Raw genomic sequence first — 13,632 nt, forward strand, 5'->3', positions numbered from 1 at the left:
AAGATGAATTTAAGGTTTTTGACTTCTAAAAAAATGTGATTCAAATATAGTAGAATTTCCGACATTATCCACAACCACAATCTTTAATTCGTTTCGTCCTTCTATAACGATGTTATCTGAAAAATCGTGTACAATCTTGTCACTTTTATAATCATAGTCAAACAAAATCCATTTTCCATTCAAATAACCGTTATAGGATTTGATTCCTGAAAGATCATCTGAAATTGTAAATTGCAGATCATTTTGTTTACTCAACCACTTTCCTTCTTGGAAATTAACGGGTTTTATTTGTGGGGCAATCACATCTTTTACCAATTTAAATTGACCTAAATTTCTAGTCCAAGTGCTAAAAACATTCTCCTTAATTTTGGTAGAATTATAGGTTATTTTGCTTCCTTTTACCGTTGCAATAAAATATTTTTCTCTTTCTTCAGGCGAAATTGAATCAATTTGAAACGTAATGTTCAAATTAGAATGAACCGGAGTGGCATCATCTTGCAAAGTCAGCACATTATCTTTCACATCAAAATTCAAATAAAAATCTTCATAAAATGAATTTTCAGGAATGAAAACAGAAATATTGTCTTTTGTAAAATTGTAATCGTTCGAAGATTTTACAAAATAGTTTGTCTTTTGTTCTTTTTTAGGAATTTTTACCAGCTGGTTTGAATATTGAATCGGAATCGTTACCGTTGTTTTATTTCCATGATAATCTGAAACTTCCATTTTATAATTGTGCGAAAGATTATTTCCAACTTTAATAATTCCATTGTTTTGATTGGAAGAAACTAAACTCAACGGATATTTTTTGGCTAAGAATAATTTTTGAACACGTTGATTCATTTTTTTGAAGCGATGGTAATCTATATAAGCATTAATATAACGCGTTTCGTCATAACTAAACGTATCAAATGTAATTTCAAATGAAGGTTTTCCGTCCAAAGTTGAACTAATTTTATACACGCCATTTTTACCGTAATTATTATCCGATTGATCGTATGTATTTACACCAATACCAATTTCGCCTTTTGCAAGAACTTTTGTAGCCAAATAACTTCCGTCTTTTTGTTGAGAAATCGGAATTTGTATTGGAATTTGCGATTGATTGACCAAACCATCTTCACTCAACGGATAAACCACAATTTCATTAATAACCGGAATTCTTGTATCTTTTACGTTTATATCCAATCCAAAAAAGAAAGGATTAATAATTTTCTCTGTTTTGGTGTCGCGGTATTCAAAATGTAAATGAGGTCCGCCGGAACCACCTGTATTTCCTGATAAAGCGATAATTTCACCTTGTTTTACAACCAAATCTTCGGGTTTTGGAAAAATATCAATTTCAAAATTTTCCAAAGCATAATGTTGCTTTTTCAAATAAGAATCAATTTTTGAAGAAGTCTTCAATAAATGACCGTAAACCGAAGTATAACCATTTGGATGAGTAATATAAATTGCTTTTCCATAACCGAAAGTGGATATTTTGATGCGGGAAACGTAACCATCTGCAACGGCAATAACATTTAAACCCTCTTTTTGTTGGGTTCTAAAATCGATTCCGGAATGAAAATGGTTTGAACGTAATTCGCCAAACGTTCCCGAAAGTGAAAGTGGAATATCTAATGGCGGAATAAAATCTTCCTTTGGATATTGATTTTGAGAAAATATCGCAATTGGGGCAAACAATACGATGTAAAAAATATATTTCATGGCTTAGAATTTTTGCTAATTTAAAAAAAGTAGTACAAAATTCAAACCAAATTCAAAAAAAATCAATATTTTACTGATTTACTTGATTTTATCTCAAAAATAAAAATGAAAACAAAATTTATTTTTTTTATTTGCGTTAATCGTTTAGGAATACTAACTTTGTAACTCGTGTAATGAATACATGCTCCTATGAGTGAAATGGTAGAAATTGTTGATTCTCTTGAAAATAGGCTCTCAAAACTGATTAGCAAAATGCAAAGTTTAGAGACAACTGTTCAGGAATTAAAGCAAGAATTGAAGAATTCTACCACAACTATACAAAAACAAGCCGCTGAAATGGAAGGTTTGAAAAAACAGTATGAAACACTCAAAATAGCCAATTCATTATTAGGCAGTGACGAAAATAAAAGAGATACGAAGCTTAAAATAAATTCATTAATTCGTGAAATTGATTACTGTATTGCACAGTTATCTGATTAATACAGCATGAACGAAAAGCTTAAAATTAAAATATCAATTGCAGACCGAGTTTATCCGTTAACGGTTGAACCTACGCAAGAAGAAGGACTTCGAAGTGCTTCTAAAAAAATTGATGTAATGATTAAGCAATTTGAAGAAAATTATGCTGTGCGAGACAAACAAGATGTGTTAGCCATGTGTGCTTTACAGTTTGCCTCGCAATTAGAGCAAAAACAAATCGAAAAAACGGAAGACAATCAGGAATCGTTAGAAAGACTGAAAAAAATAAATGATTTATTGGCCAATTATCTGGAAAAATAAATACGTTCTTACACATTAATTAAGATACTGCCTACATTAGTTTCTATTTGATAAACTCAACACTAACATTTTAGAATGAGCAAATCTTCATTACTATAGCATGCCCACCTTGTAGTGGGATCCTTGAACAGTGAGTTAGCTCAAAACTTGTCATAACGAGTTTATACAATCACCTAATGTAGGCTTTTTTTATATATAAACCTTACCTAAACAAATGGACAGTACATTACTACTTATTATCGCCGGAATTGTTGGTCTTGCAGCGGGTTTTGCAATCGCAAAAGTCATTGAAAAGAGCAATGTTTCCAATCTTATAAAAAATGCAAAAAAAGAAGCCGCTTCCATCCTAAAAGATGCAAAAGTAGAGGCTGAAAACATCAAAAAAGACAAATTACTTCAAGCAAAAGAGAAGTTTTTAGAATTAAAATCGGAACACGAAAAAGAAATCTTATCAAAAGATAAAAAAATTGCTGAAGTTGAAAAAAGAGTTCGCGACAAAGAATCACAAGTTTCAAGTGAATTGGCTAAAGCAAAAAAATCAGCTGATGATTTTGATGCTAAAATTATCGACTACAACAACCGAATTGAACTACTTGATAAAAAGCAAATTGAAGTTGAAAAACTTCACAAAAGTCAAGTTGAACAATTAGAAGTTATTTCCGGTTTATCTGCCGAAGAAGCCAAAGAGCAATTAGTCGAAAGCTTGAAAGCTGAAGCTAAAACGAAAGCGATGGCTCACATTCAAGATACTTTGGAAGAAGCTAAGTTAACTGCTCAACAAGAAGCCAAAAAAGTTATCATTAACACTATTCAACGTGTTGGTACAGAAGAAGCAGTTGAAAATTGCGTTTCTGTTTTCAATATTGAATCAGATGATGTGAAAGGTAGAATTATTGGTCGTGAAGGAAGAAATATCCGTGCTTTAGAAGCTGCAACCGGTGTTGAAATTATTGTTGACGATACGCCTGAAGCTATTATTCTTTCGTGTTTTGACCCTGTTAGAAGAGAAATTGCTCGTTTAGCTTTACATAAATTAGTAACCGACGGTCGTATTCACCCTGCCAGAATTGAAGAAGTTGTTGCTAAAACGACGAAACAAATTGATGATGAAATCATTGAAGTTGGTAAACGAACAGTAATCGATTTAGGAATTCACGGTTTACATCCGGAATTGATTAAAGTGGTAGGTAGAATGAAATACCGTTCTTCTTATGGACAAAATTTATTGCAACACTCGAGAGAAGTTGCTAAGCTTTGTGGAATCATGGCGGCAGAATTAGGTTTGAATGTGAAATTAGCTAAACGTGCCGGACTATTGCACGATATTGGTAAAGTTCCTGATACCGAAAGTGAATTACCACACGCGATATTAGGTATGCAATGGGCTGAAAAATATGGTGAAAAAGAAGAAGTTTGCAACGCCATTGGTGCTCACCACGATGAAATTGAAATGAAATATTTGATTTCACCAATTATCCAAGTTTGTGATGCGATTTCTGGTGCAAGACCGGGTGCAAGACGTCAAGTTTTAGATTCATACATTCAACGTTTAAAAGATTTAGAAGCGATTGCTTTTGGATTTAATGGTGTGAAAAGTGCATATGCCATTCAAGCCGGACGTGAATTACGTGTGATTGTAGAAAGTGAAAAAGTTTCTGATGAACAAGCTGCTAAACTTTCCTTTGAAGTTTCTCAAAAAATTCAGACTGAAATGACTTATCCGGGACAAGTGAAGATTACGGTTATTCGTGAAACGAGAGCGGTGAATATTGCTAAGTAAATTAGTAAAAAAAAAACATAAATAAATAGGGCTAACTACCCTATTTTTTTTTTACTTTTAATTCCGATAAATAATTTCAAACATGAGCGGAGAAACTTCTAGTGAAACAAAAACCTTATTTAAACAATGGCTAGAAAAATTACAACAGGAATCATGGCAGTTGGAATTACTTATTTCAGGTTTTGCATTATTTGGAATTTATTCTTCTAGAATTTTAATAGCAGATTTTGGTTTATATATTGAAAATGATATTTCTAGTGACAATTTAAAATCATTAGTAAAACCCTTTTTCATCATTTTAAAAGTAGGATGGGTTATATTCTTTTTTAATCTGTTAGGTCATGTAATCATGCGAGGTCTGTGGATCGGTGCAATTGGATTGCGATATGTTTCTCAAGAAATAGAATATGACAAGTTTAACTATTCCGAAATTTTTACTCAATTCCTCAAGAAAAAAGTTGGTAGTTATGATGATTGGATAGAACGACTGGAAATGTTATGTAGTGTAATTTTTGCTTACACATTTCTTTTGTTTGCTTTATTTATGTCTTTGGTCGTTTTTTTTATTCCTGTGATATTAATTAGGCTTGTATTAGAACTTTTCTTTAGTGGATTTGCACTAAACAATATTTTTGGTTTGACTATTGTTGCTTATGTAGGATTAGGAATATTTGTACTATTTGACCTAATTACGCTAGGCGGATTAAAAAGAATTAAAGAAAAATCAATTAGCAAAATCTACTTTTATATTTATAGATTTTATAGCACTATGACATTGTCATTTCTTTACAGACCACTGCTCTATAACTTTATTGATCATCCATATACCAAAAAATTATTTTACTTATCTATACCATATATCTTATTAGTTTTCTTAGGAGGACAAATGTTTACAAATACCTACAATCCATATTCACCGGATAGAAATACATTATTAGAAACAGGTGAATTGTTAGACGATTATTTTTATGATGATTTAAGAGAAAAGTACTTAGTTGAATATCCCAATGAGGAAAGAAAAATCAATAAAGACATAATCAAACGAGTATCATTAGAACATTTTAATATCAAGGAAAATTTTTCATCTGTATTTATTAAAATTACACCTGAACTAATTGAATTACTTGAAAACGATCCAACTTTATCTCCTTATTCTTCTAAAGGGTTATCATTTACATTCTTTAACGGAAATGAAGTTGAGGATCAAAAGATTATTTCCTTAGAAAAACAAAAATCGAAAGTAATTTCAGATTTATTAAAAGAAAAGAGAGCTGTAAAAAAAGATAAAAATGATTCTGAACAAAAATCTAAAATCCAAAATTTAGAACGACAAATCGAGATTGAAAAAGAAAAATGGAATACAATAATTAGAAAAGCAGAAATAGATAAATCTAATACAATAAAAAAAATCTATTTATCACATTTTGAAATTTTTATAGATAATAAAAATATTCCGTTAAATCAATGCGTGTACTACACTCATCCACACGGCAAAGAAAAAGGATTAAAGTGCATTTTTGAAACGGATTCATTGCCTAAAGGATTGCATCAATTCAAGTTTTACTATAATTTTTTGAAGTCAGATTTTGATTCTAACAAAATAATTGCAAAAGATTCACTAATATTACCCATTCTAAAACATTAATCAAAATGAAAAACTTGCAACCATCTATTAAATACGGAATTATTTATGGTGTTATTTCGATTTGCATTTCATTATTTACTTTTCATGTACATTACATTGGAATGATTATGCAAACCCTCTTATCGTTCGCTTTGCTAGTTATATTCCATTATTTTACGGCAAAAGCATATAAAAATCAAAACGAAGGCTATTTAAGTTACGGAGAAACGTTTAAGTATTTATTTATTATGAGTGTTGTAGGTTTTGTAATCAGTACAATATATACAATAGTTTATATGAATTATATAAACCCTGATGCGGTTGCTTTTTTAAATGAAAAAATAATTGAAGGCTTTGAATCGACTTATACTACAATGGGATTGTCCGAGGAACAAGTAATGGTAGCCATTGAAAAAATGGAAGAGGAATTTCAAAAAGAAAGTAGATTTTCTATTGGCAATATGCTATTTGGCTTTTTTACGAATATATTTTTTGTAGTTTTTTTGGTAGCGATAACATCTTTAATTTTCAAAAAAGTAAAAAAAGAGTAAACTATAAACTCAAAATAATATTCTAAAACCGTTTTAAGATTTTAAGACGGTTTTTTTTACTTGGATTTTTACTGAAAACCAATAACAGATAACTTACAACAGAAACTACTTCCTCGGATGAAACTGATTCACAATTTGCGTTAAATGCTTTCGATCTAAATGCACGTAAACCTCCGTGGTAGTAATCGATTCATGTCCCAACATTAGTTGAATAGAACGCAAGTCGGCTCCGTTTTCTAAAAGATGCGTTGCGAATGAATGACGAAATGTGTGCGGACTAATCGCTTTGTTTAAATTGATTTTTACGGCTAAGTCTTTAATAATAGTAAAAATCATCGCTCTGGTAAGCTGCTTTCCTCTTCGGTTGAGAAATAGCGTGTCTTCATGTCCTTTTTGAATGTTTAACTGCGTACGAATATGATTTTTATATAAGTCAATAAATTTTTGTGTTGTACTTCCAATCGGGACAAAACGTTGTTTGTTTCCTTTTCCAGTGATTTTGATAAAACCTTCTTCAAAAAATAAGTCCGAGATTTTGAGAGTGATTAATTCGGAAACTCGCAACCCACAACCGTACAAGGTTTCAAGCATAGCTTTGTTGCGTTCTCCTTCCTCTTTTGATAAATCAATAGCCGCAATCAAGGCATCAATGTCTTGAACGGAAAGCGTATCGGGTAATTTTCTGCCAACTTTAGGTGTCTCAATTAATTCCATTGGATTATCAGATCGATAATCTTCAAAAATTAAATAGGTAAAAAAACTTTTTAAACCGGAAATAATTCTGGCTTGCGAACGCGGATTAACTTCTTTAGAAACTGAATAAATAAAAAGCTGGATTTCCTCTTCACCAATAGTAATTGGATTTTTAGAAATAGAATTGTCATCCAAAAACTGCGTTAAACGTAATAAATCAAACGAATAATTATCGATGGTGTTTTGCGATAAACCTCGTTCAATTTTTAAATACGACTGAAAACTTTTAATATACGCTTGCCAATTCATGTTTCAAAGTTCGACAATTTGGTGGAATAAAAAAACCACGCACGAGGCGTGGTTTAAAATATTAAATTCTATTATTAGAATCTATAATTTACACCAAAGGTTACTGCTCTCCAATCACCTCCAAAAGAAAAAGTATTAGTTTTTTCAGCACCATCACCTCCATTATCATTTGTTGAATAGCCTAAAACAGCAACGCCCGCTTCAATTGAAAAATTAGACGAAACAAAATAATTCATTCCAAATCCTAAACCTAAACCAATTTCATTGCTTTCAATTGAGGATTCAGGTCCGGGAAGAAGCACTAATTCTCCATCAACAATAAAAAACTCATTATCAAACGAAGTATAATCAATATCAAACTCAGCAAATAAAGAGAATTTATTTGCAGGTGTAAAATAATAACGTCCAAAAGCACCAAGACCTAAACCAGCATTTGATGCATCTGAACCATAAATATCAAGCTTTTCTGACTGGTAACCAATAGACGCACCTACTACAATTTTCTCAGTTACAAAATAACCTACTCTAGGTGCAATTTCAAGAAAATTCACTTTGAAATCTCCTGTTTTTGAAGAACTTATTGTAAAAGCACCTGATAAAAAAAGATCTCCTTTAGCAAAGCCGCGTTCGATTTTAGCTTCTTGAGCATTAGCAGTTCCAAAAGCAGCAACTGCCAAGATTGATAAAATAATTTTTTTCATTTTTATATTTTTAAAAATTGAGTGCAAAAGTAAATAAAAAAATTACTACAAAGTATGTACAATAAAAAACCACGCTCAAGGCGTGGTTTAAAATTTTATTTCCTAAGAATTAGAATTTGTAGATAAGACCAAAGTTAATTGAACTTAAATCAACATTTAATCCAAAAGTGTTTGTTTTTTCAGCTCCGTTACCTCCATTATCATCAGTGTTGTAACCTAATCCTGCCCAACCAGCTTCGATAGCCCAGTTGTTAGACAAGAAGTAGCTAACACCAGCACCAGCATTAACTCCAAAAGTTTTAGATTTGTTTTCAACGTTTCCAACTTCAGTTTTAGAAGAACCAACACCAACAGCTAATTCACCAAATACTGAAAATTTAGCAGCTGGAGTAAAATAATATCTACCAAATGCTTCAACACCAAATCCACTAGTTTTTGTTTCTGCAACGCCATTATCAACTTTTCCTGAATCAACATCTAATCTTGCACCAAGAGCAATGTTCTCAGAAATGAAGTAACCAATAGCTGGTGAAAAATTCACTCCATTAGTTTTTACATCTCCAGTTTTAGAAGAAGAAAAACCAATACCACCACTTAGGAATAAATCTCCTTGAGCAAAACCACCATCAGTAGTTGTTGCTTCTTGTGCATTAGCAAATCCGAAAGCGAATACTGCCGCAACTGTTAAAATAATTTTTTTCATGTTTTACTTGTTTTAAAGTTATGGTACAAAATTAGAAACTCTTTTTGTAAGTAATTATTGGACAAATTGCAGTTATTAACAATTTTATCAACAATAGTTTAATATTGATCATCATTTGTTAAACAATAAAATTGCCATAAATTTGTTTTAACAATAAATCAACTAAATAATTAAAAAATGAAAAAGCTACTTTTTTTTATCGCATTCCTGACAATTGGGATAACCCAATCGAATGCTCAAATGTTGAAATTTGGTGTGAAAGCCGGAGCAAATTTTGCCAGTCTTGAAGGAGATGGTTTAGAAGGTTTAGAAACCTATACAAGTTTTCATTTTGGTGCTTTGTTAGAATTAAAAGTATTTGAGAACTTCGCTCTTCAACCGGAATTATTGTACTCTTCGCAAGGAGCTAAAGTCAATGATGACAACGTTAAAGACATCAACTTCAATTATGTTACCGTACCGGTTTTAGCAAAATTTTATTTAATTACAGATAGATTAAGTGTGGAAGCAGGACCACAATTCTCATTTTTAATTGATGATAATGTTGGTGATCAATTTGAATCAGAATCATTTGATTTTGCTGCAGTGGGTGGTTTAGGTTTGAATATTACAGATAATATTTTTGCCCAAGCCAGATATGTTGTTGGTTTAACCGAAGCTTCAAAAGATGCAGAAGTTAAAAACAGAGTGATTCAGGTTTCTCTGGGTTATCGATTCTAACCAATAAAAATTTTAAACCATATAAGTCATATAACTTTTAAGACACTCTAAACTTATATGACTTATATGGTTATTTTTTTTCTATTTTACTTTATCCGAAACAAAGCCGCCTTTGGCACTAGAAACCTCAACGGTTGCTCCGTTTGCATTTCCGCTAACAATCCAGCGAACTTTAATGCTACCCATTCCGCGAATGTTATCTACTTCGATTGATTGTGGACTGTGTTTTTGCTCTGTAAATAAATTCAAATCTTCGTTTTGAACGGTCATTCCGGCAACCACTTTTGCACCTTTTAGCGTAATGAAATCCGGTCGTTCGATTTTATTCTTCACATCAATAGACGAATGCGTTGGAATGATGCGTGTATTCATAATAGTGGCTGTAACGGCTGTTAAACCTCCGGAAAGTTTTTCAGTTTTAATATCAAGAATCTCTAATTTTGGTGTTTGATAAGCGTGATATAATGTGAAAGCCATGTTTCTATGAGCATCTTCCTGCAACATAAAACCGGGATGATTTCTAATGTAATTCTTTTTAGCTCCACCAATTTCAATTTCACCAAATTGCGGATGATTGAATGGTTTCCATTCCACATAACCATCTCCGAATAATAAGTATTTATCAAATTCGTTAAACTCATCGTTATCCCAACGACTGCCTGCATTTTTTTGATTGAATAATTTATAGGAAGTCATTAACTCATTGCTAAACGTAAAAATGCCTCGTGTTAACGACAGAAAATCAATTTCTCCTCCATAAACAGTGTATAAATCTTTGTGCAACACAAAATAATTATAACCCGGAATCATCTTTTCACCTAATTTACCGATGTTATCATACACTTCAATATCTTGTCTGCTGAACAACGCATCATCTTCGGCAGCACCCGGACCGCGGAGAAACATCCCACCATAATTATGATAACTTTGTGCTCCGGCTATGTTTGGATGGCTAACAATAAAATCTTTTACAGCTCTGGTTTCAGGCAACGTTCCGGGATAAAAAAGAGCACCTCTTTGCACATAATCGGGTTGCCAATTCCAAGCCCAGTCACGATTTGGATCGTAGGTTCCCAATTGGTCTTCGTTTACTAATCCGTCTCCATCAGCATCAAGTCCTTCGTAACCCAATAATTCATATTCACCCATTTCATCGCCCCGTACTTGATACATTCTGCTTGGGTATTTTGGATCAATTTTATATCGTCCGGTTTTAGATTTTCTTCTCATCATAACGATATTTCCATCGCCATCTAAATCATTATACTTATCTTCATTCACCAATCCATCACCATCATTATCAAAAGGACGCATTCCTGAACGAGAAGAATTAGCCGTATTCTCTTTGTGTATAAAATTTTCGCGAGCATCCGGACTAATTGTTAACGCAATATAAAATACCTTTTCCTTTAATAAAGTATTGATGAATTTTACGGTTTGAAAACTTTCTGCCAAATACCAAGCAGTATACATTGAAATTTCAACCCCTTGCAATTCGTTGGCATGAATTCCACCATCAATATAGAAACCCGGTTTATTTTCTGTTTTATCGGTTTTGAAATCGGAAACCGTTAACAACCAAATATCTCTTCCTTCAAAAGATTTTCCGATGGATTCCATTTTTACTAAGTTTGGATAGGCTTTTACCAAATCTTTTCCAAACTGCGTAATTTGAGCATAATCATGGTACCGATCCCATGACATGCGAACTTTTGGATTGGCTGGCGAACCAATTGCTCTCATTCCGTTTAAATCTTGCGGAGCAATATCATTTTTTTGAGCATTTACATTTGTCATCAACAAACATAAAATAGTAGTCAGTATATATCTTTTCATGTTTATCTTATTTCAATTCAACCTTAATTTCTTTGATTCCCGTTGTCGCACAACCCGTTGCTATTGTTGCCGTTCCCGATCCGGAAACCAACCACGAATATTCTTCTGATTCATCGGGTTGAAGCGTGTTTCGTAAAAAGTATTTTCTTCCTGAAACCATTTTCTGATTATTGTTCAGCATAATTTCGGTTTTCATGCGAGAAACGAAACGGATTTTATCACCAATTTCGGCATACGTGGGCAACATTCCTTTGTTAACCACTTTAATGGTGATGCGAAATAAATTGCTATCTAACTTTTCTACCACAGGAATTGACGTTTCAATTTTTGGCATAGCATTCATTAATTCTACCAAAAATAATTTGTGTTTTACTGCTGATTCATCTAAAAATTTAGATGGTGGATTATTCATCACATACGGAACAAATCCGCCAACTTCTGCTTTTTGGTTAGGAAAATCAGGATGTTTGATGCTTGTCCAATTCACAAAAACATTATTTAACTGATTTCTTTCTGCCCATTTAAAAAATTCAATTTCAGGATTTACTTCTGATTTTTCTCCCTTTTTAGGTTTCTCAGTTTTTGCTTCGGTTGAATCTTTTTTCTCTTCAGCTTTGTCTATCCACCAACCAGGCGTTGAAAAACTGAATTTTCCGGCATGATAATAAACAGTTTGAGCAAAATTACCTTTTGTCATCGGCAATTTTGGTCCGTCTTTGATGGCTGCTTTTTCGGTGTAAAGTTTTGAAACTTGTTCGGCAGCTTTTACATCATTTTCCAACCAACTTTTTACAATTCTACTGCTAGCCGATTTGCTGTCGAATTTTGGAGCTTCCGACAAATTGTTGTGCATACCAAATGTTAGCACACCATAAATTTGTTGATTGAGGTATAAAAAATCCAACAATGCTCTGGTTTCCGGTTCAGAAGCAACATAAACACCGGAACCTTTTTCAAAAACGGGATGATCAAACGTGAAATTTTTATCGATGTTTACACCTTCCGAAATATCCTCGTTGAATTTACCATCTTTATCATTATCAAATCCTTCGGAAATCAAATTATATTTTCCAACCTGATTTTTTGAAGGATCGGCTTTGACTAAAATTCGTTCATCATCGGGACTTTCGATATAACTTCCTGTTACATCTTCAATTCTAACTTGAGTGATAAAACCGTCGTTATTTAAATCTTCAAAACCATCTTCGCCTATTTTTCCATCACGGTCATCATCAGTTTTGGTTGCATTTCCACTTTTTTCATACTTTAATTTAGTGAAGTACGCCGAAATGGCATCAGGATTTACAGAAGGAACAAAATACAACGTTTTTTCTTCTAACAATTTAGAAAGATTGGCATCGTCAAGCAATTGCTCAATTAGTTTAACGGCAATTTGAGTACCGACTTGGTGTTTTCCATCAATTCCGGCAGTAATTAAAAGTGCGGGTTTTGCTTTTTCGGATGATGAAAGTGTTAAGAGCCAAATGTCTTTTCCGCCACTACTCTTTCCGATTGATTTAACGGAAAACGATTTGTTTTTTGAGGCTAATTCTTTGAGTTTTTGGGATAAATCTTCGTAGTTGAAGTAATCATTTTGGGCTTGACTGAATCCGAAAATGAATAGGAAGAAAAGTAGTATTTTTTTTCTCATGTGATGCTATTTAGTTAGAAGCATAAAAATAGTTGATTCAAACCTATCAAAATGTTAATATTAAACTAATGTTTTTAAGTTAAAGATTTGAAAGTATGATTTTTTTGATATTTTTACTCAAAATCGGTTAACTATGAAAATTATAATAATTAATGGTCCAAACTTAAATCTTTTAGGAAAAAGAGAACCGGACATTTATGGTAATCAATCGTTTGAAGATTTTTTTAAATCGCTTCAAGAGAAATATCCTAATTTGGAACTGTTTTATTACCAAAGCAATATAGAAGGAGAATTGATTAATAAAATTCAAGAAACCGGATTTTCATTTGATGGAATTATTTTAAATGCTGCGGCTTACACACATACTTCTGTTGGAATTGGAGATGCTGTAAAAGCCATTCAAACCCCTGTGATTGAAGTACATATTTCCAACACATTTGCTCGTGAAGAATTCAGACATCATTCCTTTATTTCGCCTAATGCTGCCGGAATAATTGTTGGATTTGGATTAAAAAGTTATGAATTGGCCCTTCTATCATTAATAAAATAAAAAAATTCACTTTCAAATTTATAC

Annotated in this window: 13 protein-coding genes; 7 read left to right on the forward strand and 6 right to left on the reverse strand. The window is 32.4% G+C overall.

Annotated elements, in window-relative coordinates; genetic code table 11:
- Positions 1 to 9: 9 nt before the first annotated feature.
- Positions 10 to 1,710, reverse strand: coding sequence for a M23 family metallopeptidase (locus AC23MC_RS03075; RefSeq protein WP_487566963.1), 1,701 nt, complete (start codon positions 1,708 to 1,710; stop codon positions 10 to 12).
- Between the two features lie 189 nt (positions 1,711 to 1,899).
- On the opposite strand from AC23MC_RS03075, the gene AC23MC_RS03080 reads away from it, so the two are divergent.
- The 5 genes from AC23MC_RS03080 to AC23MC_RS03100 all read left to right on the forward strand — a co-directional run bounded on the left by AC23MC_RS03080 (position 1,900) and on the right by AC23MC_RS03100 (position 6,445).
- A complete protein-coding gene (locus AC23MC_RS03080; RefSeq protein ID WP_487566964.1) occupies positions 1,900 to 2,190 on the forward strand; it encodes a hypothetical protein in 291 nt (96 codons plus the stop codon).
- Between the two features lie 6 nt (positions 2,191 to 2,196).
- Positions 2,197 to 2,490, forward strand: coding sequence for a cell division protein ZapA (locus AC23MC_RS03085; RefSeq protein ID WP_112084614.1), 294 nt, complete (start codon positions 2,197 to 2,199; stop codon positions 2,488 to 2,490).
- Between the two features lie 214 nt (positions 2,491 to 2,704).
- The gene (gene rny / locus AC23MC_RS03090; protein ID WP_487566965.1) at positions 2,705 to 4,270 is read left to right on the forward strand and encodes a ribonuclease Y; all 1,566 of its coding nucleotides are present in this window, start codon (positions 2,705 to 2,707) and stop codon (positions 4,268 to 4,270) included.
- Between the two features lie 82 nt (positions 4,271 to 4,352).
- On the forward strand, positions 4,353 to 5,915 hold the full coding sequence (locus AC23MC_RS03095) for a hypothetical protein (RefSeq protein WP_487566966.1): 1,563 nt from the start codon (positions 4,353 to 4,355) through the stop codon (positions 5,913 to 5,915).
- Positions 5,916 to 5,920: 5 nt separating this feature from the next.
- Entirely contained in the window at positions 5,921 to 6,445 is a 525-nt protein-coding gene (locus tag AC23MC_RS03100; protein WP_487566967.1) for a DUF4199 domain-containing protein, read from the forward strand.
- A gap of 105 nt (positions 6,446 to 6,550) precedes the next feature.
- Here the strand turns inward: AC23MC_RS03100 and xerD are convergent, their stop codons facing one another.
- The 3 genes from xerD to AC23MC_RS03115 all read right to left on the reverse strand — a co-directional run bounded on the left by xerD (position 6,551) and on the right by AC23MC_RS03115 (position 8,851).
- On the reverse strand, positions 6,551 to 7,447 hold the full coding sequence (gene xerD / locus AC23MC_RS03105) for a site-specific tyrosine recombinase XerD (protein ID WP_487566968.1): 897 nt from the start codon (positions 7,445 to 7,447) through the stop codon (positions 6,551 to 6,553).
- Positions 7,448 to 7,521: 74 nt separating this feature from the next.
- On the reverse strand, positions 7,522 to 8,148 hold the full coding sequence (locus tag AC23MC_RS03110; protein ID WP_487566969.1) for an outer membrane beta-barrel protein: 627 nt from the start codon (positions 8,146 to 8,148) through the stop codon (positions 7,522 to 7,524).
- A 109-nt stretch (positions 8,149 to 8,257) separates the two neighbouring features.
- Complete coding sequence (locus AC23MC_RS03115; protein WP_487566970.1) at positions 8,258 to 8,851, reverse strand: outer membrane protein; 594 nt, start codon at positions 8,849 to 8,851, stop codon at positions 8,258 to 8,260.
- Positions 8,852 to 9,028: 177 nt separating this feature from the next.
- Between AC23MC_RS03115 and AC23MC_RS03120 the strand changes: the two genes are divergently transcribed.
- The gene (locus tag AC23MC_RS03120) at positions 9,029 to 9,571 is read left to right on the forward strand and encodes a porin family protein (protein ID WP_487566971.1); all 543 of its coding nucleotides are present in this window, start codon (positions 9,029 to 9,031) and stop codon (positions 9,569 to 9,571) included.
- A gap of 81 nt (positions 9,572 to 9,652) precedes the next feature.
- On the opposite strand, the gene AC23MC_RS03125 is transcribed toward AC23MC_RS03120, so the two are convergent.
- Positions 9,653 to 11,407, reverse strand: coding sequence for a M14 family metallopeptidase (locus AC23MC_RS03125; RefSeq protein WP_487566972.1), 1,755 nt, complete (start codon positions 11,405 to 11,407; stop codon positions 9,653 to 9,655).
- A gap of 7 nt (positions 11,408 to 11,414) precedes the next feature.
- Positions 11,415 to 13,058: a M14 family metallopeptidase gene (locus AC23MC_RS03130; RefSeq protein ID WP_487566973.1), complete on the reverse strand. Its 1,644-nt coding sequence runs from the start codon at positions 13,056 to 13,058 to the stop codon at positions 11,415 to 11,417.
- A 133-nt stretch (positions 13,059 to 13,191) separates the two neighbouring features.
- Here AC23MC_RS03130 and aroQ point away from each other — a divergent pair, with 133 nt between their 5' ends.
- Positions 13,192 to 13,608, forward strand: coding sequence for a type II 3-dehydroquinate dehydratase (gene aroQ / locus AC23MC_RS03135; RefSeq protein ID WP_487566974.1), 417 nt, complete (start codon positions 13,192 to 13,194; stop codon positions 13,606 to 13,608).
- Positions 13,609 to 13,632 lie beyond the last annotated feature (24 nt).

The sequence above is a fragment of the Flavobacterium sp. T50_26 genome, from assembly GCF_057652995.1.

Coding starts and splice junctions, on each gene's coding strand:
- AC23MC_RS03085 (WP_112084614.1), top strand. CDS start 2,197: ATGAACGAAAAGCTTAAAATTAAAATATCAATTGCAGACCGAGTTTAT.
- AC23MC_RS03130 (WP_487566973.1), bottom strand. CDS start 13,058: ATGAGAAAAAAAATACTACTTTTCTTCCTATTCATTTTCGGATTCAGT.
- AC23MC_RS03080 (WP_487566964.1), top strand. CDS start 1,900: ATGAGTGAAATGGTAGAAATTGTTGATTCTCTTGAAAATAGGCTCTCA.
- xerD (WP_487566968.1), bottom strand. CDS start 7,447: ATGAATTGGCAAGCGTATATTAAAAGTTTTCAGTCGTATTTAAAAATT.
- AC23MC_RS03120 (WP_487566971.1), top strand. CDS start 9,029: ATGAAAAAGCTACTTTTTTTTATCGCATTCCTGACAATTGGGATAACC.
- AC23MC_RS03095 (WP_487566966.1), top strand. CDS start 4,353: ATGAGCGGAGAAACTTCTAGTGAAACAAAAACCTTATTTAAACAATGG.
- AC23MC_RS03115 (WP_487566970.1), bottom strand. CDS start 8,851: ATGAAAAAAATTATTTTAACAGTTGCGGCAGTATTCGCTTTCGGATTT.
- AC23MC_RS03125 (WP_487566972.1), bottom strand. CDS start 11,407: ATGAAAAGATATATACTGACTACTATTTTATGTTTGTTGATGACAAAT.
- aroQ (WP_487566974.1), top strand. CDS start 13,192: ATGAAAATTATAATAATTAATGGTCCAAACTTAAATCTTTTAGGAAAA.
- AC23MC_RS03100 (WP_487566967.1), top strand. CDS start 5,921: ATGAAAAACTTGCAACCATCTATTAAATACGGAATTATTTATGGTGTT.
- AC23MC_RS03075 (WP_487566963.1), bottom strand. CDS start 1,710: ATGAAATATATTTTTTACATCGTATTGTTTGCCCCAATTGCGATATTT.
- rny (WP_487566965.1), top strand. CDS start 2,705: ATGGACAGTACATTACTACTTATTATCGCCGGAATTGTTGGTCTTGCA.
- AC23MC_RS03110 (WP_487566969.1), bottom strand. CDS start 8,148: ATGAAAAAAATTATTTTATCAATCTTGGCAGTTGCTGCTTTTGGAACT.